At 45.3% G+C, this 22,350-nt stretch carries 19 protein-coding genes, 7 tRNA genes and 1 rRNA gene; 3 read left to right on the plus strand and 24 right to left on the minus strand.

The genetic code is table 11. The features are described from left to right. Nucleotides 1-16: 16 nt before the first annotated feature. The 3 genes from LKD71_RS12070 to LKD71_RS12080 are packed head-to-tail and all read right to left on the minus strand — an operon-like array spanning nucleotide 17 to nucleotide 3,486. Nucleotides 17-1,600 carry an extracellular solute-binding protein gene (locus tag LKD71_RS12070; protein ID WP_227615601.1) on the minus strand — a complete coding sequence of 528 codons (1,584 nt, stop codon included), beginning with the start codon at nucleotides 1,598-1,600 and terminating at the stop codon, nucleotides 17-19. Between the two features lie 48 nt (nucleotides 1,601-1,648). Next, nucleotides 1,649-2,542 carry a carbohydrate ABC transporter permease gene (locus LKD71_RS12075; RefSeq protein ID WP_227615602.1) on the minus strand — a complete coding sequence of 298 codons (894 nt, stop codon included), beginning with the start codon at nucleotides 2,540-2,542 and terminating at the stop codon, nucleotides 1,649-1,651. An 11-nt stretch (nucleotides 2,543-2,553) separates the two neighbouring features. After that, nucleotides 2,554-3,486, minus strand: coding sequence for an ABC transporter permease (locus LKD71_RS12080; protein WP_227615603.1), 933 nt, complete (start codon nucleotides 3,484-3,486; stop codon nucleotides 2,554-2,556). Between the two features lie 356 nt (nucleotides 3,487-3,842). Between LKD71_RS12080 and LKD71_RS12085 the strand changes: the two genes are divergently transcribed. Next, nucleotides 3,843-4,943 (plus strand): LacI family DNA-binding transcriptional regulator, encoded by a 1,101-nt coding sequence (locus LKD71_RS12085; RefSeq protein ID WP_227615604.1) that lies wholly within the window; start codon nucleotides 3,843-3,845, stop codon nucleotides 4,941-4,943. Nucleotides 4,944-5,102: 159 nt separating this feature from the next. Here the strand turns inward: LKD71_RS12085 and LKD71_RS12090 are convergent, their stop codons facing one another. Continuing rightward, entirely contained in the window at nucleotides 5,103-5,750 is a 648-nt protein-coding gene (locus LKD71_RS12090) for a hypothetical protein (protein ID WP_227615605.1), read from the minus strand. Nucleotides 5,751-5,921: 171 nt separating this feature from the next. On the opposite strand from LKD71_RS12090, the gene LKD71_RS12095 reads away from it, so the two are divergent. Continuing rightward, on the plus strand, nucleotides 5,922-6,608 hold the full coding sequence (locus LKD71_RS12095) for a response regulator transcription factor (RefSeq protein WP_227615606.1): 687 nt from the start codon (nucleotides 5,922-5,924) through the stop codon (nucleotides 6,606-6,608). Between the two features lie 18 nt (nucleotides 6,609-6,626). Here LKD71_RS12095 and LKD71_RS12100 read toward each other — a convergent pair whose 3' ends face one another. The 12 genes from LKD71_RS12100 to LKD71_RS12155 form a co-directional block, all read right to left on the minus strand. Beyond that, a complete protein-coding gene (locus LKD71_RS12100; RefSeq protein WP_227615607.1) occupies nucleotides 6,627-8,000 on the minus strand; it encodes an alpha-L-fucosidase in 1,374 nt (457 codons plus the stop codon). 58 nt (nucleotides 8,001-8,058) lie between these two features. Continuing rightward, complete coding sequence (locus LKD71_RS12105; protein ID WP_178044854.1) at nucleotides 8,059-8,976, minus strand: carbohydrate ABC transporter permease; 918 nt, start codon at nucleotides 8,974-8,976, stop codon at nucleotides 8,059-8,061. Between the two features lie 10 nt (nucleotides 8,977-8,986). Then, nucleotides 8,987-9,913, minus strand: coding sequence for an ABC transporter permease (locus LKD71_RS12110; RefSeq protein WP_178044853.1), 927 nt, complete (start codon nucleotides 9,911-9,913; stop codon nucleotides 8,987-8,989). 90 nt (nucleotides 9,914-10,003) lie between these two features. Then, nucleotides 10,004-11,731: a type 2 periplasmic-binding domain-containing protein gene (locus LKD71_RS12115; protein WP_227615608.1), complete on the minus strand. Its 1,728-nt coding sequence runs from the start codon at nucleotides 11,729-11,731 to the stop codon at nucleotides 10,004-10,006. A 255-nt stretch (nucleotides 11,732-11,986) separates the two neighbouring features. Beyond that, entirely contained in the window at nucleotides 11,987-12,703 is a 717-nt protein-coding gene (locus LKD71_RS12120; RefSeq protein WP_227615609.1) for an MBL fold metallo-hydrolase, read from the minus strand. A gap of 4 nt (nucleotides 12,704-12,707) precedes the next feature. Next, nucleotides 12,708-13,529: a carbohydrate ABC transporter permease gene (locus LKD71_RS12125; RefSeq protein ID WP_178044850.1), complete on the minus strand. Its 822-nt coding sequence runs from the start codon at nucleotides 13,527-13,529 to the stop codon at nucleotides 12,708-12,710. 2 nt (nucleotides 13,530-13,531) lie between these two features. After that, the gene (locus tag LKD71_RS12130) at nucleotides 13,532-14,284 is read right to left on the minus strand and encodes a carbohydrate ABC transporter permease (protein ID WP_227615610.1); all 753 of its coding nucleotides are present in this window, start codon (nucleotides 14,282-14,284) and stop codon (nucleotides 13,532-13,534) included. Nucleotides 14,285-14,431: 147 nt separating this feature from the next. Then, complete coding sequence (locus tag LKD71_RS12135) at nucleotides 14,432-15,721, minus strand: ABC transporter substrate-binding protein (RefSeq protein WP_227615611.1); 1,290 nt, start codon at nucleotides 15,719-15,721, stop codon at nucleotides 14,432-14,434. A gap of 80 nt (nucleotides 15,722-15,801) precedes the next feature. Further along, a complete protein-coding gene (locus LKD71_RS12140) occupies nucleotides 15,802-16,998 on the minus strand; it encodes a response regulator transcription factor (protein WP_227615612.1) in 1,197 nt (398 codons plus the stop codon). Nucleotides 16,999-17,002: 4 nt separating this feature from the next. Then, nucleotides 17,003-18,700 (minus strand): cache domain-containing sensor histidine kinase, encoded by a 1,698-nt coding sequence (locus tag LKD71_RS12145; RefSeq protein WP_227615613.1) that lies wholly within the window; start codon nucleotides 18,698-18,700, stop codon nucleotides 17,003-17,005. Between the two features lie 102 nt (nucleotides 18,701-18,802). After that, on the minus strand, nucleotides 18,803-19,627 hold the full coding sequence (locus LKD71_RS12150) for a sensor histidine kinase (RefSeq protein WP_227615614.1): 825 nt from the start codon (nucleotides 19,625-19,627) through the stop codon (nucleotides 18,803-18,805). 2 nt (nucleotides 19,628-19,629) lie between these two features. Beyond that, nucleotides 19,630-20,271, minus strand: a complete 642-nt coding sequence (locus LKD71_RS12155) for a DUF4303 domain-containing protein (protein WP_227615615.1) — start codon at nucleotides 20,269-20,271, stop codon at nucleotides 19,630-19,632. 370 nt (nucleotides 20,272-20,641) lie between these two features. Here LKD71_RS12155 and LKD71_RS18575 point away from each other — a divergent pair, with 370 nt between their 5' ends. Further along, on the plus strand, nucleotides 20,642-21,370 hold the full coding sequence (locus tag LKD71_RS18575) for a delta-lactam-biosynthetic de-N-acetylase (protein WP_408611000.1): 729 nt from the start codon (nucleotides 20,642-20,644) through the stop codon (nucleotides 21,368-21,370). A 101-nt stretch (nucleotides 21,371-21,471) separates the two neighbouring features. Here the strand turns inward: LKD71_RS18575 and LKD71_RS12165 are convergent. The 8 genes from LKD71_RS12165 to LKD71_RS18775 form a co-directional block, all read right to left on the minus strand. Next, a tRNA-Lys gene (locus LKD71_RS12165) sits at nucleotides 21,472-21,544 on the minus strand. A gap of 9 nt (nucleotides 21,545-21,553) precedes the next feature. Further along, nucleotides 21,554-21,626, minus strand: a tRNA-Phe gene (locus LKD71_RS12170). Between the two features lie 6 nt (nucleotides 21,627-21,632). Continuing rightward, a tRNA-Met gene (locus LKD71_RS12175) sits at nucleotides 21,633-21,706 on the minus strand. A 33-nt stretch (nucleotides 21,707-21,739) separates the two neighbouring features. Next, nucleotides 21,740-21,821 (minus strand) — tRNA-Tyr (locus LKD71_RS12180). A gap of 42 nt (nucleotides 21,822-21,863) precedes the next feature. Further along, a tRNA-Thr gene (locus LKD71_RS12185) sits at nucleotides 21,864-21,936 on the minus strand. 25 nt (nucleotides 21,937-21,961) lie between these two features. After that, nucleotides 21,962-22,034 (minus strand) — tRNA-Val (locus LKD71_RS12190). Nucleotides 22,035-22,061: 27 nt separating this feature from the next. Continuing rightward, a tRNA-Asp gene (locus LKD71_RS12195) sits at nucleotides 22,062-22,135 on the minus strand. A gap of 138 nt (nucleotides 22,136-22,273) precedes the next feature. Further along, nucleotides 22,274-22,350 (minus strand): 23S ribosomal RNA (locus tag LKD71_RS18775); the annotation flags it as partial.

Genomic DNA, 22,350 nt, shown 5'->3' on the forward strand with positions numbered 1-22,350 from the left:
CACATGCTGTCAGTTATTATTTATTGGTGAGTTCATAGAACATATCGAAACCTTTCTGTTTCAGTTCCAGAAGTTCAGAAAGTCCCATGGAATCCATTTTTGCAAGATAAGCGTCCCAGTCTTCATCTGTGATACCGTCTTTCACGATACCTGCTTTCGTCTGCTCTGCATAGTTTTTGAGGTCGGTCTCGATCTCTGCGATTCTTGTGATGTCCTCCTGGTCCATAAAGGCTGCCGGATAGTTGTAATCACTGGTGATTGCCGGAGAGTAGATGTTTTTTACCATCTCGAGACGCGCACCATCAGAATCTACCATCTTGTCAACATAAACGCCATAGTAGTCAGCAAGAATTGCAAATACATCATAGAGGTTCTGGTCATTTCTGACTTTGCCGTCCTGACCTTCCTCGGTCCATTTCAGCATGCCGTCTTCCATAGTAAATACATTGGTATAATTTTCATCATCGTAAGTACCAAAGCAGTTCTGGATAGACATGGACGGTTCATAATACTGATCCAGATATGCCAGTGCGATTTCCGGTTTTTCGCAGGCTGCAGTTACAGCTGTTACACCCATATCAAAACTGTAGTAGTTCTGTCTCGGAACATTCACCGTTCCATCCGGTCCTGCCAGAGGCGGAAGCGGCTCATAATCGTCCGTATAATCTCCTGCCATTCCGATTGCCCAGTCATAGAAAAGACCAACTCTTCCGGAAGCAACCTTTGCAGAATAGCTTGCTCCATCCTGAGAGAAGATTTCCGGATCTACCAGTCCTTCGCTGTACAGCTCATGGAGCCATTCCAGTCCTTCTCTCACATCATCCTGTACCAGAGTGTAATAAACCTCTTTGTCATTGCTCACCATATAATGATCCATATCATCGCCGCAGCCAAAAGAGCCTAAGGTAATGCCCGGATCCTGGTTTACCTGGTTGATACGGAAGGACATGGGAACCACGTCTCCGCTTTCTACGGTAATGTTCTCCTTGAAAGCCTCAAGAACTGTTTTCAGTTCATCGGTAGTGGTCGGCATTTCCAGTCCCAGTTCGTCCAGCCAGCTCTTGTTGATGTAGGGGATTGCTCCGACTACGTTGATGTTCTCCTTCGGGTTCGTGGACCATTCATTGATGAACGGAAGAGTATAAATATGTCCGTCCGCAGAAGTAATAGCGGCTTTTACCTCCGGTCTCTTCTCCAGAACTGCTTTCAGGTTCGGCATATCCTCTTCAATGTAGTCCTCGATGGGAATAAAGATTCCTTTGCTTGCATAACTGAGAATGTCGTAAGGTTTGATATACATTTTTGTAATGACATCCGGCATGCCTTTCTTGGACAGGGCCAGTTTGGATTTCTCATCAAACTGATCAGCCGGGATGGTCTGATAATCTACCTGCACATTGGTAGCTGCTTCCATTCTCTGAACCAGTGCTTTCTTGCTGAAATCCTGCTCGGAATCATTCTCGGCTCTTGTCATGATAGAAAAGCTGTAACTTTCTTCCAGCGGGAAGGTAATGCCGGATTCACTTGCGGATGCAACGGATCCCAGGCTGGCTGCCAGCATTGCTGCCATACACAGAGCGGTCATTTTTTTGTTTGCCATAACTTTTTCCTCCTTTTATATGAGATAAGTGCACTATGCACAGATCTTTCAACCTTTTACTGAACCGATCATAACACCTTTTTCAAAAGATTTTGCAAAGAACGGATACAGTACGATCAGCGGAACGCTGGATATTACGATAGTAGAATATTTCAGAAGATCTGCAAGTTTCGCCGTTTCTGCCAGTTTTTCCATATTGGCCACCAGGTTCGGATTGATCTGGTTCTGGACCAGGATAGAACGGAGAACCAACTGCAAGGGCTGCAGGTTCTGATCATCCAGATAAATCATTGCATCAAAGTAAGAATTCCACATAGCCACGAACTGATACAGGCACAAAACTGCAATGATCGGTTTACATACCGGAATCAGGATCTTAAAGAAATACTGCACTTCTGTAGAACCGTCCATGGAAGCTGCCTCGTAAAGTTCAATGGGCACCGTCTTATAATAAGAACGGGCAAGGATCATATTCCAGACATTCAGTGCTCCTGGCAGAAGAATTGCCCATACCGTATTAACCAATCCCAGCTGATCCATCAGCAGGTACGTTGGCATCAGACCACCGCCGAAAAACATGGTAAATACGAAGATCGCATTGAAAAACTTCTTTCCCATGAAGTCATTCCGTGACATGGGATATGCCGTCAGCAGAGTCACCGTCACCGAAATAACCGTAAAAACGATGGAATAGAAAAAGGAATTCCGGAAGCCTCTCCATATATTCGGATCCTGAAAAACTCTTCTATAGCCTTCCAGCGTCCAGTCCTTCACATTCAAGGAAACGCCAACGCTGTTCCGCACAGACGGATCCATGATCGAACAGAGCAGAATATAAGCAACCGGTACAACAATCAGAACCGTCAGCAGGATCAGGAGCAGATTTCCGCCCCATGTAACAACTTTATCTTGTGTAATCGTACTTTTCTTTTTGTTATTCATTACGGCTCCTCCTATAATCCTTCACCCTCATTCAGTTTGGAAACAACATAGTTTACTGCCACCAAAAGAATCAGGTTGACAATGGAGTTGAACAGACCTACCGCAGTGGAATATCCGTAATCTCCCATCTCAAGACCAAGACGGTATACATAGGTAGGAATGATATCACTCGTGATCTTGTTCAGATCTGTCTGCATTGCATATACTTTTTCAAAACCGATACTCATGATATTTCCTGCGGATAAAATAAACTGGATCACAATAACAGGCTTCAATGCCGGCAGTTCTACATTTCTGATCTGCTGAATGATCGTCGCTCCGTCGATCTTTGCTGCTTCGATCAGATCCTGACTGACCCCGGCAAGCGTTGAAGTATAAATAATGGAAGACCAGCCGATCGTCTGCCAGATTCCACTTCCTATATACAGGCTTCTGAACCATTTGGATTCAGACATGAAATCAATACTTGTTCCAAAGATTGCATTGATCGGTCCCACCGGAGAAAAGAACAGGCGGATCATACCAGCAAGTACGATGGTTGAGATAAAATACGGAAGATAAAAAACCAATTGTGCATTTCTCTTGATCCTTGCACTTCTCACCCGGTTCAGAAGCAGAGCAAGAATGATCGGCGGGAAAAAGCTCCACAGAAGATTGTAGCCGCTCAGTTTCAGCGTATTGACCAGAAGCCTTAAAAACTCCGTAGATGAAAACAACCTTTTAAAGTTGTAAGCCCCGATCCATTTACTGTCAAAGTAGCCCAGGAACGGACTGTATTCCTCAAAAGCAATGATGATTCCAAGCATTGGAAGGTATTTAAAAATCAGTGTCAGTAAAAGTCCCGGCAATAAGAAAATGATATACAGCTGCCAGTTTTTTCGGAAATACTTACCAAACTGGTTCATATAAGCAGATACTGAACCCGTTTTCTCTTTTTTCCTCATATCCCTCTTCCTTTCTCTTTTCACTTGCCTGTAGCTGTCCAGTACCCTCACGACGGCCTCTGGATAGCTACATTTGTTCATTCGTAAGTTGCTGTTTGTTAAATCCATAATACTATTTTTCTTCGTCTTGTCAATATGCTTTTGTGCATTTTGTTTGTTTGTATAATTTTCGTTTGTTATTTTTAGTATTTTTTCTCTTCTTTTTTGCTTTTCAGCTTTATTATATTTACATTTGTAAACTTTTATATTCTTGCTTTTTTACATTTTCCATGCTACAATATTTACAGAAACCCAAATGGTAACTGTTCATTCTCTTCACAGTTATCTCAAATTTACTTTTCAAAAGGATAATCGTTATGGCAAAAGCAAAAATATTGGTTCAGGACATTGCCGATGCTTTGAATCTTTCCCGTACAACCGTTTCAAAAGTTCTGAATAACAGCGGATCTGTCTCTCCCCAGACTCGGGAACGGGTCCTCCATAAGGCTGCGGAATTAAATTATAAATGTTATTCCCTGATTCAACCGGTTCTGACAGAAAACCTGGATCTGGAAGAAGCCTTCACTGCCCAGTCCACAGATGCTCCGGAGGAAGAATCAGCCCCTTCCCAACAGTCACAGATTGCTGTCTTTTTCTCCAAGGGAATTGACAAGCAACATATCGGCTTCAATCTTCTCTCGGTTCTGGGACAGGAACTGAGCAGGAAAAATTACTCTATATCCATGTATTTCATCCAGGAAGCAGAATTTCAGTCTCTTCTGCTTCCTCCTACCTTCCATCTGGAACAGACAGCTTCCATCTTCTGCATTGAACTTCTGGATAAATCCTATTCCCGAATGCTCTGCTCCCTCGGAAAGCCCATTCTGTTTTTTGACGCCTACGCCGGTATTTTGGAAGACAGCCTCCCTGCTGATGTCCTGACTGCCGAAAGCCAGTTTCGCCTGACCGGCCTTATCAAAAACCTGATCCAAAAATATCATCTGCAGAAAATAGGTTTTTTCGGCTCCTCCCTTCACTGTCTGAGTTTTTTCGAACGCTGGCTTGGTTTCCGCGCTGCCATTCTTTCCTGTGGTCTGGAGTATGATGAAACCTACAGTATCATTGCAAATGATGACCTCTACTGGGATGACCGCTGGCTTCTGACACAGCTGAAACGGATGGATTCCCTTCCGGAGCTTTTCGTCTGTGCCAATGATGCCCTGGCGTGTCAGCTGATGCGGATCCTTGCATCTCTGAATATCCACTGCCCGAGAGATATCTTGATCACCGGTTTTGACAATTGCCCAATCGCATCCACGAATCAGCCCGGCATTACCACCATTGACCCGCACAGTTCAGATCTTGCCTGGGAGGCGACTTCCCTGATTCTGTCCCGCCTGGAAGAACCGAAACAGCCTTACCGGAATATCCGTCTGCAGTCTTCCGTGATTGAGCGGGAATCTACGCTCCGCCGCTGAGTGATGTAAAGCGGACATTCGCAATCCGCTTCGCTACTTGCTCATGAACGCAGTCGCTTCGCGATCTGCGTTCAAAAAAGGAGCGGTACCGCAGATTTTTCTGTGATACCGCTCCTTTTTATTTATCCCCATACACAGCAAGACAGGCTTCCATACTGCTTACTGCACCATTATTTCCAGAAATTTAATACAGTTTTCCAGGTTCTTGCTGCTGGACATCACCACTGCATAGACCGGGCTGTAATAAACCATATTGTATTTCTCCCAGTTTGGACATTTCTCCAAATCCAGTCTGCCGTCGTCTGTCATGTAGTCCTCATACTTGGAATAATCGTCTCCCAAAACCTCTTTCCAGCTGATAAAGGCTTCCTGCTCATTGTACTTCTCATAGGTCTCGTCGCCGCAGAACATCAGATCCGCCGTTCCGGCTCCCATCACCACGGTCATTTTCACCACGGAGTTGTAATCGTCTCCGGAAAGAAGGGAGGTGTCCACATCCACCACCTCATGCTTGTCCCCGGTACCCGCATAGGCCAAGAAATCATTCTGCAGAGCCTCCACCTGCTCGTCATGATCATAATTGGAATCTACCACCGCGATGGACAGAAGGGATTTGAGCTGTGCATTCTGAAACATCTGCACACCAATGGAAATGATAATGCAGATAACCACGATCGCCGCAAACACTCCCTTATAATATTCCAGAATATAACCAACCTTCTGTTTAAAAGTCATGTTTTTCAGCTTTTTCCGCTCATTCTCCCATTTTTCTTTTCGGGTCATATCCGACTCGTATCTTTTTTCCATGATAACCTCCTCAAAAACATATATGGTCTCTATCTTACGTTTTCTAGTTAAACACAATTTAAACTTCCGCGGGGCGAATCTAAAAAAACTGTGAATTTCTCTGATATTTTTGACCACGCCCCGGCACTGTGGTAAGATATTCTTAATAATTACTTTACCCAAGGAGGTCCCATGTTCCAGATTCTGATCGTTGACGATGATAAAAATTTAAAGCGGGCGCTCTCGCTCCTCCTCACGGATTCCGGCTACCGGACCTTTTCTGCCGGTTCCGCCAGGGAGGCGCTCCATACCCTGGAAAAATGCCGCATCGACCTCATGGTGCTGGAGGCAGCCCTTCCCGGCATGGATGGTCTCGCCCTCACCAAACTCCTTCGGGACTGCAAAAATGACCTCCCCATCCTCATGCTTTCCTCCGGAAAGCAGCCCGCCGACATCAAGAAGGGCTTCCTCGCCGGCGTGGATGATTACGTCACGAAACCCTTCGATTCCGAGGAACTTACCCTTCGGATCAAAGCCCTTCTCCGCCGGGCAAAGATCGTCTCCGAGCACCAGCTGGTCATCGGAAAAACCACCCTGGACTACGACACCTTCTCCGTCGCCACCGACGGCCGGGAGCAGATCCTGCCCCAGAAGGAATTTTGCCTGCTCTACAAGCTCCTTTCCTACCCCAACCAGGTATTTACCCGCCTGCAGCTCATGGATGACATCTGGGGCCCCTCCTCCGAGTCCACCCCCGCCACCGTCAGTGTCCACATCAACCGCCTCCGAAACCGCTTCCGCAATGCAGAAGACTTCTCCATCGTCACCATCCGCGGCCTCGGCTATAAGGCACAGATAAAGAAATCCCCCGCCATTTAGCGGGGGAAATTTTTTTACTTAATAAACCTTAATCTCTTTAATAAATGCCTCATCTCTCGCCGCAGTCACCTGTACTTTCAGCCTGGAGATGGTCTCGTCGGAATCGTTGATCAGCGGATTCTGGAGAGCGAAGGGGTCCTGAAGCTGGCAGATCTTTTTGTGCCCGATGCAGGTACCCTGGTAGAGAGGATACTGGCTGCCGCTCTGGAACTCTGCCACGATACGGAAGCTCTCGATTCTCTGTCCTTTTTCGATATCCTCTTTGAGGACTACATATTTCAGTTCTTTGGCCGGGCAGTCCAGTGTGATGGTGTATACCGGCTGAGTCTTGGGCTCGTCTGCCTTTTTCTCGATCGTTGCCGGAAGCTCTTTTCCAAACTCTTTCTGGATCAGCTCACCCAGCTCTTTCAGTCTTGCCACATCGCGCTCATCAATCAGGCCTTCTGTTGTCGGCGGCAGATTCAGATGCATGCAGGAGTTTGCTCCTACACTGGTCAGATATGTATGGTAAAGACGCTCCAGAGAATGGGGCTCCTCATTTTTGTGCCAGAACCAGCCCGGACGGATCGACATATTGATCTCTGCCGGTGTGAAGGTCAGTCCTTTGGAATAAAGGATGTTCGGCATGGTTCCCAGCTCCTGCTCAGTGTTGTAAAGATAGGAAAGGCTTCCCTCCTCTGCCATCGGGCCCGGGCCGGTCTGAACATCGCTGTAGAAACAAAGCTCAGAGGGGATAACGGACCATTCAGCGTGGCGGGCAACACCTGCCTCGTTTCCGCACCAGCGGATATCCGGTCCAAAGTCATTGAAAATTACAGCGTTCGGCTGATATTTGTGGATCAGCTCGATATAACGCGGGAAATCATATACCTGTTTCTTTCCGTTGGGGCCTTCGCCGCAGGCATTATCAAACCATACATAGAAGATATCGCCGTACCCGGTCAGAAGCTCGGTCAGCTGATTGCAGAAATAATCATTGTACTCCGGAGTTCCATAATATTTTGAGTTTCTGTCCCAGGGAGAAAGGTAGAAACCAAATTTGATACCGCCGCGGCGGCAGGCTTCTGCTGCCTCTTTTACGACGTCACCCTTGAAGGGGCTGTTTTTTACGGAATGCTCTGTGTATTTGGACGGCCACAGGCAGAAACCATCATGATGCTTTGCCGTCAGCACCATTCCCTTCATACCTGCTGCCTTGATGGCCTCCACCCACTGGTCACAGTTCAGTTTGGTGGGATTGAAAATGGATTCCGGCTCATTTCCCTGTCCCCATTCTCTGTCTGTAAATGTATTCGGACCGAAATGGATGAATGCATATGACTCCATTTCAAACCAGTCCAGCTGCTTCTTGGACGGCTTTACCTGCGCCGCCTCCTTTAAAAATTTCACCATGCTGTTTTCCTCCTTAAAACCCACAAAATAATATCACCCTTCAGGATCTGACTATCCATCAGCCCTTTACAGCACCTACCATAATACCTTTTACAAAATATTTCTGCATGAAGGGGTAAACCATGAAGATCGGCAGAGATGCCAGAACCGTGATCGTCATCCGAATTCCCTTTGGAGAAATAGAATTCGATACCAGCTGGCTCATTCCCGCTGCATTTGTCGTATTTTTAATCTGGTCTGCCAGCCTCTGCGCCTCATTAAGGTAATTATAAAGCAGATATTGAAGTGTAGTCAATGCCTCATTTCCTCTGGTATAAATGTGATTATCGAACCAGGAGTTCCACTGTCCGACTGCGACAAAAACAGCTACTGTTGCAATGATCGGCTTGGACAGCGGCAGGATCAGTTTTGTAAATACGGTCAGATATCCGGCACCATCCAGTCTTGCAGATTCTTCCAGCGAAGCCGGAAGCTGTTCCACGAAGGTCTTGATCAGAACAATGTTATAAGCAGAAATCATCAGGGGCAGAATATATACCCAGAAATTATTCAGAAGGCCATAAGACTTCATAACAATGTAACTTGCGATCATACCACCGCTGATATACATGGTAAGAATCAGAAAACGATACAGGAATTTGCGGAAAGGCATTTCCTCCTTTGTAAAAAGATATCCCAGGAAAGAACAGGACAGCACGGAAGCCACGGTTCCGATGACCGTTCTTAATACTGATATCAGAACCGCATGGAAAAAACCGTTCAGTTCAAAAATATCTTTATAATTGGAAAGTGTAAAGCCTCTGGGCAAAAATACCGGCGGCTTCACATCCACCTGGCTGCCCTCGCTGAAGGTATAAATGATGATATACCAGAACGGGTAAATGCAGATAAGTGTGATCAGAAACAACAGGGCATAGTCACACACCATAAAAACTTTCCGGGACGTTGAAGTCTGGATTTTATTTTTCTTTTTCATGCTATCCCTCCTAGATCACCGTATTACCACGGATCTTCTTTGCTACCATGTTTGCGATTACGACTAAGGCGACACTGACGATGGATTTCACAATACTGATGGCCACACCGTAGGAATAGTCCATGTTCTCCAGACCGATCCGGTATACATAGAGGTCAAGTACCTCGATGGCCGGAGCGGTAACAGCGTTTTTAAACAGCATATACTGTTCATATCCGGTATTCAGGAAGTTACCGACATTCAGGATAAACAGTACTACATATGTCTCCATCATAGCAGGTACGGTAACGTGCCATGCACAGCGGAAATATCCGGCTCCGTCTACCTTTGCCGCCTCATACTGCTGTTGGTCGATACCGGCGATGGCAGCCAGATAGATGATGGAATTCCATCCCAGGGTCTTCCACTGGGCCAGGAACGTCTGGAACCAGTAAACAGAGCCTTTGGAGCTTAAAACAGACTGAGCCTGCTCTGCACCGGTGATCTTTGTAATCACGCTGGTCATAAGGCCGTCTGTGGAAAACAGAGAGAACGCCAGGGAGAAAATGATAACCCAGCTGATGAAGTTCGGAAGAGTGGTAAACGTCTGCACAAATTTTCTTACCGGTCCACTCTTGATCTCATTCAGCAGAATGGCAAAGATCATCGGAAGCGGAGTCAGGATAATGCTGATTCCTGCAAAAATGAAAGTATTTTTCAGTGCCCTTATGACGTTGGCATCCTTCATGATCATCTTGAAGTAATCCAGCCCCATAAAGTCACACTCCAGGATCGGCACACCTGGAACATAGTCAAATACGGAATAAATCCATCCGAAAATAGGAACGTAGTTAAACAGCAGAACGAGCACCATAAAAGGCAGTACCATAAATAATAATTTATACTGCTTTTTCGGTTTTCTCGCAGGAGCCACTGTGACGGTTTTTGATCTTGCCATCTGTTCCTCTCCTTTCTCTTTTCATACAGCAGGCGCTGCTGCAGGATTTCTACTCCATATACAGCAGCGCCTGAATAAATTTTTTATGTCTTATTTGGTCATTTCCTCGATGGTAGTTTTAGCCTCTGCCCATGCATTGCTCCACCATTCAACGGATTCCTCTGCCCCTGCATCCTTCAGCTGAGCGATAAGGTCTGCTTTTGCAGCCTCAAACTCTTCATCAGAGGCAGCCTGTACCAGGCTCGGAATTGCACTCATTGTGATCTCTTCACAGTTGCTGTCGATACGAACGATATTCTTCGGAGTAGTCGGAAGACCCATCTGGATTGCGTTGATACCAGTTCCAAGATCAATGCTTGTACCAGCCTCTACACGTTTTTTCAGAGTGTCGCTCGGGATGTCGATTCCCAGAGTAGAACACATATCTTTCTCAGCGTAGGTCATGCTGTCGTCCAGCATATCCTCATCATACCAGAGGTCGATGAGACCGCCGTCAGATGCTACATTGTAGTAGTCAAGACCACACATACCAGACAGATCGCCCTCACCGATACCAGAAGCTTTCCACTCGTCCAGACGGCTTCCGTCTGTCTTCATAGCAACGGTATCAGCAGTCAGAGACGGTTTTCCGCTGTCATCAGTAGTCCATCTTCCCTCAACACCGGAGTCGATGTCTCTGGAGAACTCTTCGCTCTGCAGATAGTCCAGAATCATGACTGCACGCTCAACATTCTCGGAATGAGAAGAAACGAAGAAGTATTTACCGAACCATCCGCCCAGGTTCTTCTCGTTGCCCCATCCAAGGTAGGACGGAAGAGTCACATACTCTTTCAGAGTCTCAGGATCTTCTGCTCTCTGATTCCCATTGTAGGTTCCGTAGTACCAGTTCACGCTTCCGCCAAGGTACTGTCCTTTGTCGTATTTCTCTTTAAGATCCTCAGATTTGGTGATGAAGCAGTCCGGATCCAGAAGTCCTTCTCTGTACAGTTTGTTGTAGAATTTTATGCCAGACCAGAACGGAGTATCTCCTTCCACACCCTCGTCATAGAGGTCCGGTACCAGCTCGTTGGTGGTTACATTCTGTACATAGATACCACCTTCGAGGTTGATGTAACCCTCAGCCAGGCAGCCTTTGTAGAAGTAAGCGTGAAGATGGGAATCGTTGTAAGCGCTCATTGCATAAACGGGAAGTCCATCCTCCGTCTCCGGATAGATCTCTTTCATTTTCTTAAGAGCCTCGATGTAATCGTCATCGTTGTTGATTTCCGGGCAGCCGATCTCTTTGTAAAGATCCCAGCGAACGATATAACCATTATTCAGAACAGTTCCATAATTTGCCTCTGCACCGTCGAAGGTTACTCGCGGAGTCACGAAATACTGGACGTCATCACCGTTGCTCTTGTAAGTTTTCATAAGCTCATTACGGAAGTTCATGTTGTCGGAGAAGATGTTTGGAGCGATGTCCTTGTAATCTTCCAGGTTCACTGCATGTTTTCCTTTTACGACACCCTCAATATTGGCATCATTGACCTGAACGATATCCGTGGTGTTTCCTCCGGAAAGATCCAGGTTCAGGCTCTCATTATCGTAAGTTTTCAGACTCAGGGTTACGTTGAATTTGTCCTCCAGTTTCTGAACGACCTCATTCGGCCATCCCTCTTTGGTGTCAGAAGAACCCATGTTGATACCGCCAATGGTAATCTCCACATGTTCGGACAGGTCGCTGTCTGTTGCTGCTTCGTCTGCTGCCGCGCTGGTGCAAAGACCTGCCACCATGGCAAGAGCACTCACCATAGCTACCACTTTCTTCATTTTCATAGTCTTCCTCCCTTTCATGATCGGGTCTTACTCCCGTCTGCTTTGTGATGAACTTATTTTACCGAAAAAATGACGAATTCGGAATGATTTTTCTTTCCAGTTACTTGTCATTTTTTATGTTCTTTTTATGATTCGATTATTTTTCAGACTTATTTTTAGATTTTTCTTATAGAAATCGAAAAATAAGTCAAGTGATTTTCGTGATTTTTCCCAACAAAACAGCAGAAGCACCTTTTTAGGGTACCTCTGCCAATTTTAATTCTTATATTTTTCACGATTTACCAATAGTTCTCTATATGCTGCTTGCATAAGCCCAAACGCCGGTTTCAAATACGGTCGGAAATGCCCTGGCAACACTGCTTTACTTTCCACATTCATCATTTTTTTTACCGAGGAAAGATATTCCTTGAAAGAATATCCCGGATCTACTCGGATACCCATCCGTACACTGCCATCTTCTTCTCCTGCCTGCAAAAAATCTCCGGTAAAAAGAATTCTTTTTCCTTTACCAACAAATTCATAACATATACTTCCTTTTGTATGCCCTGGCGTATGAAAGCAATTAAGTTTGCAGGAATCACTCAATAAAATTTTTTCACTATCCTTAAGCCGCCTTACCCTTTGACATGTCGGAAATGGTTTTCCATATGCAAAAAATATTGTATGATCATCACCTTTTTCTATACTGTCTGCATCCGCCTCTCCGGCCCAGACATGTGCTCCGGCTTTTTCAAACCAAAAGGCATTTCCCGCATGGTCAAAATGAGCATGTGTCAGAAACACATCTGAGATTTGTCTCTTCTCCAATCCCCATGTTTTCATGGTTTCCTGTATCTGGATCCTGTCTGTTTCATCCAATCCCGTATCAATCAGAACCATTCTGTTTTCCTCTGGAAAATCAATTCCGTAAACATTCTGATGTATCTGAAAAGGAAAGCCCGAAAGCAGGTAGATATCTGGAAAAATCATCATAATCTCACCCCTTTACAGCCCCTGAAGCCAGACCTTCCGTGATCTGTTTTGAAAATATCATGAAAATAATCATAATTGGAAGGATTCCGACGACTACCGCCAGGATTCTCGCTCCATAATCTGCCACAAACATATTTCCTATGGAAGCAATGACCAGCGGAATGGTAAACATTTTCGGATCATTAATCATAATCATTGGAAGCAGATAGCTGTTCCAGGATTGAAGGAAAGCAATAATCGACAGCGTAAACAGCGCCGGCTTCACAATTGGAAGAACCATTTTCAAAAAAATCCCCATATCTGTACAGCCATCCAGCCAGCTGCTCTCCATCAGCTCATAAGGAAAGGCATCGCCGATATACTGCGTCATCCAGAACACTCCAAATGCATTTGCAATATTTGGCAGGATCAGTGGAAGAAAGGTTTTTGATAAATGCAGCACTCTCATTTCCCATACATAGGCTACCAGACCTACCTCCATCGGCACCATCATGGTCAGGATTACCAGCTGAAGCAGCATTTTTTTATGCTTAAATTCATATTTTGCAAATCCAAAACCCGCCATAGCTCCGAAAAATACCGTTAAAAACGTGCTGGACAGAGCAACAACCAGACTGTTTAACAGGGAACGGAAATAGTCTGCATCCAGAATTGTCTGAAAATTATTTCTTAAGGCTTTTCCTATCCGGAAAATATCTCCTGCAAAAATCATCTGGTTGTCCTGGGTTGCCATAAAAAACATCAGAACAAAGGGAATCATACTGATCGTTGCTGCTGCGATCACAAACAGATTGATCAAAATACGAACTGCTTTTCCTCTCTGCATTTTCAGGTCTCCTCTCTGTTGACAATTCGGAAATAAACCATCGTAAATATGAGAATGATCACAAACATCAGATATCCGGTAGCAGCTCCATAACCGCTCTGGCCCGCCTTAAAGGCCGTATCCAGAAACTTCATATTCATTGTCTGGGCCGCACTGTTTACGCCGCCCTTATAATCGCCAAACAGCATCAAAGGTTCTTCAAAAATCTTGAGACAGCCAATCATTCCGTTGGTGATCTGAAAAATCAAAATCGGTTTTAACATAGGAAGGATCACATAAATGATCGCTTTGGGCGTTGAAGCGCCATCCACCTTTGCCGCCTCATAGATATCCTTTGAAATACTCTGCAAACCCGCCAGATAAATGACCGCCGTATATCCCACATAGCGCCAGATCGTGACCATGGCCACCAGCGGCTTTGAAAAAGCCGCTGTATGAAGCCAGTTCACATTCTTATCAATGAGACCTATTCCTTTCAGGAAAAAATTTACCGCACCGAAATTCTGATCAAATAGGGTTGCAAAAATCAGTCCAATCGCGATCGGAGCTGTAATATAAGGCAGAAACATCGTATTCCGGATATAACCTTTTCCAATTCTTACAATTCCATAATTCATAAGAAGCGCAAGGATCAGGCCAAGGCTCTGAATCGGGATCATAGCCTCCAGCACAATCATAAAGCTGTTAAAGACAGACCGATAAAACGCTTTATCCTGCAGAAGAGCCACATAATTATCGAATCCTATAAACTCCATCGGTCCAAAACCCTTCCACTTAGTCAGACTGATGTAAAAGCTGAATAAAATCGGAAAAAGATTAAAAATTCCATAGATTATGAAAAAAGGCGCAATGAACAAAAACGGCCAGTTGATACGTTTTTTCATTCTCTATTTCCTCCGCTCTTATTTTTCATACTCAGGATTGGAAGAAATAATATCCTCTTCCACTTTTTCTGCGATTTCATCTGCCGTTCCTTCCAGTGACTGTGCAAAAAACGTCATACTGTTGTAAAACAGCGCATCATCCGAGATCGGACGCAGTACGGTCATCTCGTCCATCTCTTTCAGATACAGTTCCGTTACATTCTCACCGCCAAAAAACTCATTCGGCTTATTCAGATAATCGTCCTCATATGCGGATTTAACTCCCGGATAAAAATGAATCAGATCATATTTATTCTGAGCTCCTTCTTTGGAAAGCTCATATTTCATCCAGGCTGCCACTGCATCCTTATTTTCACTCTGGTTATACATTCCCCACCAGATGCCGCCCCAGTTGTATGCGCCTCCGGGAACTTCTGCTACGCCCCAGTTGCCGCTTCCCTCCGGATCATTCGGCTCAATCACATAGCTTTGGAACCAGCAGGAGCCCGGATAGCAAAATACATTTCCCTGACCAAAAGACGCATTCCATGCAGGAGTCCAGACATCCAAACCAGCATCGATCTCTGCTTCTTTTAATTTCAGCATCAGCTCAATGGTATCTGTAAAATTCTCCTGTACCATCAGCTTGTTCTCGTCACGCCAGCGCAAACCGGTCTGGTTGACAAGCGGCTGTACCAAAATGTCAATTCCAGGAATCATATTTACTGCACCGTCAGATGCTTCCTTTATCTTTTTTCCGGTCGCTATAAAGGAATCCCAGTCGCTGACCATCGCACTGATCTCATCCGGATCGTCTGTTCCGAGATATTCTTTTGCCAGATCTCTGCGATAATAGAGACCTCCCGGCGCGGCGGTATTGGGAATGCCGATAAAGGTTCCATTGTCATCTGTTCCGATATCTGCCAAGTAGGGAATCAGAAGATCTTTGTCGATTTCGTGCTGTTCCAGATCCTCGGCAATTCCCATATCATAGAACTTTCCGACATTATTAATCTCCATAGCAAGAATATCCGGCACATCACTTCCGCTCGTGAGAGCAGCCTGCAGCTTCTGCATATAATCATCAGCGGAAGCCACCGTAACAAAATCAAAGGTCACATTCGGATAAATATCATTCATCTTCTGCACCATGTCAAAAAAGTTTGGGTCCCAGCTCCAGAAAAGAATATTTCCCGTAACCTCTTCCGGCGCCTTTCCATTGACGTAATAATACTCGCTGTCGTTGGTTTCCTCCGCTCCTGCTGCACAGGGCACTGCCAGAGACAGTACCATCATTCCGGCCAGTAACATCGCTGCTCTTTTTTTCATACTTAAAGCCCTCCTTTAATTTTTCTGATGAGCCAAGTATAACATTCTGCCAAAATCTTTCTATCGTCCGTTGTTATGATTTATTGCAATTTATTATCTTTCAGCTGATAAGGGCTGATTCCGTTCATTTTCTTGAATATCTTGTTAAAATACTGCGCGCTTCCAAAGCCACACAATTCAGCAATCGTATAAATCTTCAGATTACTGTTGAGAAGAAGCTCCTTCGCTTTTCCCAGCCGATATTCCACCAGATAATCGCTGATATTTTTCCCGGTCTCTTTCTTAAAAATCTGGCTTAAATAAACACGGCTGACCCCTGCATATTCTGCAATATCCTCCAGGCAGATTTGCCTTGCATAATTATTTCTGATAAATTCTATTGCTGAAATTACCTTCGCACTGCAGGCAAGGTATTCTTCCCCTCCTTGTGTCAGATCTTTTGCTTCTTTTACTGCCTCTCTGAGATCTTCCCATCTGCAAAACATCCGGCAGGTCACACCTGTCAGCCATCCGATTTCTTTTTCTTGTTTTCTCCTGTAAAAATCAGTCATGATTTTTTTAATAGCTGTTTTCATCTCGGAAACACTGGTTTTATCCGGAGAGGTTAACAGTAAATATAGTTCTCTGTTTTTCATGGATGACAAATACCAATGCCATTCTTCCATTTTATTTACATTTTTATCCAGATCTGTTTGAAAATCTTCGATAAATTTTTCTTTCTCCGTATCCGTAGGCTGCTTTTGCATACGGATACATACCACCATATAGTGTGGATGCAATGCCGGCAGGATTCCTGTCTCTACATATCCTCTGATTTTTTCTCTGCTTAGTGTATCGGAAATCAGTTTTTCAAAAACATTTTCTTTCAGAAGATTCAGGCTTTCCATGCGATTTTCTTCTTTTTGGATTCGTTTTTCTATGCGCCTGAGCAGTTCTTTTAGGTCTTCATCCTCAAACGTGTGTTTTAACAGATAATCTGCTGCCCCACAGCGCATAGCCTCCCGCACATAATCAAAATCTTCGTAACAGGTCAGCATCACGATTTCACAGCCCAGTTCCAGAGCCTGAATCTCCCGCACCATCGTAAGACCGCTCATCACCGGCATTTTGATATCCACAAAAATCAAATCCGGCCGCAGCTGAACTGCCTTTTCCAGTCCATCCTTTCCATTTGCAGCTTCTCCACAGATGCTATAACCATATTCCTCCCACACAATACTTTCTTTCAGCATTCTCCTTGCCAAAAGTTCATCGTCTACAATCAATACTTTCCGCATGTTCTCATTCTTCCCTTCTCATCGGAATGTAAAATTCCACCCGCGTTCCCGGATTTTCCTCTTCCAGTCGAACTCCCGCCTCCGTTTCACCATAATAGATCCGAATACGGTAATTAATATTTTCAAGGCCTATATTTTTCAGTCTGCTGATTTCCTGATTCCCCTCTTCTGAAAAAACAGCCATTTTTAACCTTTCATTTATTTCTTCCATCTGTTCTTTTTCTATTCCAACTCCATCATCTCTGATCTGAATTTCAATCCCAGCTCCGCTTCTATGCACCTTTACTTCAATTTTTCCATTTCCTTTTGGCAAAATTCCATGAAATAAAGCATTTTCCACGGCCGGTTGAATGGAAAAGCGCGGAATCAGACAGTCGCCCAGTTCTTCTTCCATTTCCATCGTTACCTCTGCAATATCTCCGTAACGCATTTTTTGAATGGCAAGATACTGTTCCGTCAGCTCCAGCTCCTGGCGAATGCAAATAAATTTTTCAGAACTTAAACTTGCCTTTGAAAGCTGAATCAACGCCGCCGTTATTTCCCGGATCTCCGGCGCTTTGTAAATTTTCGCAAAATATCGGATAGAATTTAAGGTATTATACAGAAAATGCGGGTTGATCTGGGCCTGCAATGCATAAAGCTCCGCATTTCTCTGGGTCTGCTCCTTTTCTACAATTTCCTGAAGCAAAGCTTTTATTTTTACAACCATCAGATTATAACCATGAATAACTCTTGAAAATTCATCCTTCTGGTTATACTCAATTTTCGTATCAAAATTTCCCTGTTCCACGGTTTTCATCGATTCCGTCAAAAGGTTCAAGGGCTGATAGACCGAGTGAATAATCTTCCGGCTGACCAGAACAATCACCGCAAGACAGAAGATAAGGACGGCAAAGGAAAGCCACATCTGGCTGATAATAGATCTTATAAATTCTCCTCGCGGAATCTGGGCTGACAGAGTCCAGCCTGTCACCTGAGACTGTTCCGAAATAGTGACATACTCACTGCTGCTCTTTCTGCTGCCGTTTTCCCACTGTACGTCCTTTCCGGACTTGTTTAAAAGCACCTCACCATTTTCATTTAACAGAATCATTCTGCCATCCAGTGGAAGTGCATAATCCCCCACCGCCTCTTCTAAAACCTTGCAGTCTATATCTGCTACAATCGTCCCCAACGGTTCCGTTCGGTCATTGTACGCATAAATCAATTTCGCCACAGAAAAAACTTTTGCAGTTCCAGAAACATAGCCCGCCTTATGAAGCGGCGAAATATTTAAAATTTTTCCATTTTTGGTAATATTCAAAAATTTATCTACCTGTTCTCCTCTGAGTTCCGGGGTAATGATCTTCCGATTTTTATCCATAAGGTAGACTTTCGTGATATAAGGTCGAGTTGAAGCATACTGTGCGACCACTTTATTCAGTTCCCGTCCAAGGATTTTTCCGTCCAGATCATCCTTGATCTCCTGTTGAAGAATATTTTGCGTCCGCTCATCCGCCATAATGGATGAGCACACATTTGAGGTATCCTGAAAATAGTAATCCATGTTTTTAACACTGAGATTCAGCAGTTCCTTGACTGACGCTGTCATATTTTTCTCCAACTGTCGGTAAGCCTGCCATCCATTGATCAATTCTGTCAAAGTAAAAATCACAACCATGACACAGGAAAAATATAGAATCATCTGTTTACGAATGGACATTTTTTCTCCTCCTTTTTCCTTAGATTACCACAGTTGCCCGTTTTTTCAATAAAAAAAGAACAGCAGCCCATCTTTCGACACACCTCTGTTCTTCTCTTAAAGCTAAAAACAAATATACACCAGAACCCCTCTCTCCGGGCTGCTTTCCAGCCAGATATCGCCCTTTTCTCCATACAGGAGGTTCAGACGCTTCCGGATATTGCAAAGACCGATGCTCTCATTATCCGGCGTTCCTTCAGCGATCTTCCGGTTGACCGCTGTCTCTTTCTCCGCTTCCAGAAAGGAGCCGGTATTCTGCACCTCAATGGCAAAACGCTCCGTCTTCCGGATCCGAAGGTAAATATGCCTGATCTCCGCGGAGCTGCTTCCGTGAACGAAACAATTCTCCATCACTGGTTGAATGATAAACCGCGGAAAATCCTCATCCTGGATTCCGTCATCACACTGTAAATGGTATTCCATCTCGTTTCCATACCGAATCCGCATCATCTTGATATAATTCTCCAGGAAATCCAGCTCGTCGCTGAGCTTCCAGGTAAAGCTCGGATTCCTCAAGATCGGCATGATGACCTTGCAGAGAATGACCAGCGAATCCGCCACCTTTGTATTATTCGTCATCATCGCCATCCAGCGGATGGAATTTAAAGAATTATAGAGAAAGTGCGGGTTGATCTGATACTGGAGCGCCAGAAGTTCTTCTCTGGCCTTCTCCTGCTCCGGCCAGCCCACCTTCTCGGGATTTTCGATATCCAGCTGCTCCTTTCCCACCATCTCCATCTGATCCATCAGAATCTGGATCGGCCTTGTATACTTCCGGTTCCAGATCAGACAGAAAAAGAGCACGGCAAGAGAGGCAATTCCACCCAGAAGAAAACCTGTTTTCTTAATTCCTCTGGCTTCCCGAAGATATTCATCCTTGGGAATCATATTTACCAGTTTCCAGTTATGATAAGAGAGATCCTAATGTTCTGTTCCTCTTCTTTGGGCTGATAAATAGTTTCCAGATACTCGGAATCCGTCGAGGAAATGATCTTGCCGTTTTCGTCCACCAGCGCCGCCCGGCTGCCATTATAGGAAACCATGCCATAACTCTGGCTGACCTTTTTTTCATCCAGGGCCACACAGAGATAGCTGTCCTCCTCCGTTTTTTCCGCCTCTCTCAGAGCCACAATCCCCAGAAGAACCGGTCGGTTGACCATACAGTAAAAGGCCTCTGTCATTCCCACATCCAGACTCTCTCCGGATACCCATTTTACAAAAGGATAGCTTTCCTTACATTCTTCCAGAATGTCTCTCGTCTTTTCGTCTATTTTCATGACACCGGTACGGCTCTTTTTTTCCACCGTAGAAACCACATTCCGGCCGTCGCCGCTCAAAATAGCAAAACCATAAATATTCGTATCCGCATACATCATCTGATCGAATTTCTGGACAATGGCCTGCACCGCCACCGACCTTTGAACGGTAGTCTTATAGGTGTTTGCCGAATATTCCCAGGCCAGTTCACTATTTCCAAACTGGGATAGATTAAGAAAAGAAAGTTTTCGTTCTTTTGACGGATATCCCCTCATAAAATAAAGCAAAACGCCCTATGGAGCTTCTATGATACATACCCCAAAATTTTTTCATCCCCGTTCTGCTAAATCTTCTTTCCAGGCAGCTTTTCATCGCCCTCACCTTCCGAACTCTGAGAAAATTTCCGCTCTTTTCTATTCTTTCTCCCTGAAAAAAATCCTCCGCACAACAGGAATCCTGGCGGTGGCCTTTGTCTTCGGATCCCTGGCCTCACGGGTCACAAGTCATTTTCTGCCGGCTTCCTCTGATGCTGTCTCGGAGCAGGAACTCTACTTTGGCAGCGCCACTCCCCGCTCTGAGCCAGGGGCTTCTGGCGGGCTTGCCGCAGACCTTACTTCTCAGGAAAATGTTTCCCTCAGCTTTTCCGTGGCTGACACCGATCCTGCCACCCTGGACGGTCTTCTTCTGCCCAGTTCGAACTGGGGCTTAAGTTTTCCCAATGAAGGGCAGTGTCCCACCGGAAATGCCTCCATCGAGGAGTTGAACGCCTACAACGCCCACTATGCCTCCAACACCGATGAAAAAGTCATCTTTCTCACCTTCGATGCCGGTTACGAAAACGGCAACACGCCAGCCATCCTGGAGGCCCTGAAGAAACATCAGGTTCCAGCCACCTTTTTTGTGGTAGGAAATTTTCTTTCTACCAGTCCCGACCTCGTAAAGCAGATGATCGCCGACGGCCATACCGTGGGCAATCACACCTGGTCCCATCCGGATATGTCCAAAATCTCCACTCAGGAGGCCTTCTCGAAGGAATTAAGCCAGGTAGAGGATCTCTACAGGGAAATTACCGGCCAGGAGATGACGCGCTATTACAGGCCCCCTCAGGGCATATACAGCCAGCCCAATCTCCAGATGGCAAAGGATCTCGGCTACGAAACCTTCTTCTGGAGCCTCGCCTATGTAGACTGGTACCAGGATAACCAGCCCACCAAAGAGCAGGCCTTCGACAAGCTCCTGACACGAATCCATCCCGGAGCCATCGTTCTCCTTCACAGCACCTCCTCCACCAACGCCCAGATTCTCGATGAACTTCTGACGCGCTGGGAAGAGATGGGCTATACCTTCAAACCGCTGTCTGAGGTTGTCTCCTGATTAACAGTCATCAAATGCACCAGCACAGGTGTGTATATTTTCCTCGTCTCCATAATAAAAAAAACAGAGATCTGTATTTCTACAGGTCTCTGTCATAAAAGTGAGGCATCGGGGATTCGAACCCCGGACAACTTGATTAAAAGTCAAGTGCTCTACCGACTGAGCTAATACCCCAAGGAAAAATGCCCAGAACCGGAATCGAACCAGTGACACGAGGATTTTCAGTCCTCTGCTCTACCAACTGAGCTATCTGGGCATTGAGTTGCGGGAGTAGGATTTGAACCTACAACCTTCGGGTTATGAGCCCGACGAGCTTCCGGGTTGCTCCATCCCGCGATATGCAATTGTTTCAACAGGTTTTGTTGAAAATGGATGGAGGTGGATTCGAACCACCGAAGCAATTTGCAGCAGATTTACAGTCTGTCCCCTTTGGCCACTCGGGAATCCATCCATAAGAACTATTTAATTATAACACATTTCTTTTGGAAATGCAAGCCGATGATCGGACTCGAACCGATAACCTGCTGATTACAAATCAGCTGCTCTGCCAATTGAGCCACATCGGCATAAGTGAAATCATTAGGCTTTATATGGGGCCTATAGGGCTCGAACCTATGACCCTCTGCTTGTAAGGCAGATGCTCTCCCAGCTGAGCTAAGACCCCATATTCATTTCATTCTTTCGAATGAAACGACCCAGACGGGACTCGAACCCGTGACCTCCGCCGTGACAGGGCGGCGCTCTAACCAACTGAGCCACTGGGCCATCCAACCTTTCGGTTGAAGGCTTATGTACCTTCAAAACCACACACAGAAATGTTTTTGTTTCTTTCCATCCGATTTTCTTCTACCCAGACTGCCTTGAGGAAGTTCTGCTCGCTTTGCTTACAGAACAACCTCGGCTTTGGTTAAGCCTTCGACCTATTAGTATCAGTCAGCTCCATGCATTACTGCACTTCCACCTCTGACCTATCTACCTCG

Origin of the sequence: Fusicatenibacter faecihominis, assembly GCF_020686945.1 — a bacterium.
Classification (GTDB): Bacteria; Bacillota; Clostridia; order Lachnospirales; family Lachnospiraceae; genus Limivivens; species Limivivens faecihominis.

Bases quoted from the DNA above. Each gene is read 5' to 3' on its own strand.
- LKD71_RS12150 (WP_227615614.1), bottom strand. From the start codon at position 19,627: ATGATTCCCAAGGATGAATATCTTCGGGAAGCCAGAGGAATTAAGAAA.
- LKD71_RS12095 (WP_227615606.1), top strand. From the start codon at position 5,922: ATGTTCCAGATTCTGATCGTTGACGATGATAAAAATTTAAAGCGGGCG.
- LKD71_RS12135 (WP_227615611.1), bottom strand. From the start codon at position 15,721: ATGAAAAAAAGAGCAGCGATGTTACTGGCCGGAATGATGGTACTGTCT.
- LKD71_RS12155 (WP_227615615.1), bottom strand. From the start codon at position 20,271: ATGAGGGGATATCCGTCAAAAGAACGAAAACTTTCTTTTCTTAATCTA.
- LKD71_RS12140 (WP_227615612.1), bottom strand. From the start codon at position 16,998: ATGCGGAAAGTATTGATTGTAGACGATGAACTTTTGGCAAGGAGAATG.
- LKD71_RS12070 (WP_227615601.1), bottom strand. From the start codon at position 1,600: ATGGCAAACAAAAAAATGACCGCTCTGTGTATGGCAGCAATGCTGGCA.
- LKD71_RS12075 (WP_227615602.1), bottom strand. From the start codon at position 2,542: ATGAATAACAAAAAGAAAAGTACGATTACACAAGATAAAGTTGTTACA.
- LKD71_RS12080 (WP_227615603.1), bottom strand. From the start codon at position 3,486: ATGAGGAAAAAAGAGAAAACGGGTTCAGTATCTGCTTATATGAACCAG.
- LKD71_RS12115 (WP_227615608.1), bottom strand. From the start codon at position 11,731: ATGAAAATGAAGAAAGTGGTAGCTATGGTGAGTGCTCTTGCCATGGTG.
- LKD71_RS12105 (WP_178044854.1), bottom strand. From the start codon at position 8,976: ATGAAAAAGAAAAATAAAATCCAGACTTCAACGTCCCGGAAAGTTTTT.
- LKD71_RS12100 (WP_227615607.1), bottom strand. From the start codon at position 8,000: ATGGTGAAATTTTTAAAGGAGGCGGCGCAGGTAAAGCCGTCCAAGAAG.
- LKD71_RS12090 (WP_227615605.1), bottom strand. From the start codon at position 5,750: ATGGAAAAAAGATACGAGTCGGATATGACCCGAAAAGAAAAATGGGAG.
- LKD71_RS12125 (WP_178044850.1), bottom strand. From the start codon at position 13,529: ATGCAGAGAGGAAAAGCAGTTCGTATTTTGATCAATCTGTTTGTGATC.
- LKD71_RS12120 (WP_227615609.1), bottom strand. From the start codon at position 12,703: ATGATGATTTTTCCAGATATCTACCTGCTTTCGGGCTTTCCTTTTCAG.
- LKD71_RS12110 (WP_178044853.1), bottom strand. From the start codon at position 9,913: ATGGCAAGATCAAAAACCGTCACAGTGGCTCCTGCGAGAAAACCGAAA.
- LKD71_RS12085 (WP_227615604.1), top strand. From the start codon at position 3,843: ATGGCAAAAGCAAAAATATTGGTTCAGGACATTGCCGATGCTTTGAAT.
- LKD71_RS12130 (WP_227615610.1), bottom strand. From the start codon at position 14,284: ATGGAGTTTATAGGATTCGATAATTATGTGGCTCTTCTGCAGGATAAA.
- LKD71_RS12145 (WP_227615613.1), bottom strand. From the start codon at position 18,700: ATGTCCATTCGTAAACAGATGATTCTATATTTTTCCTGTGTCATGGTT.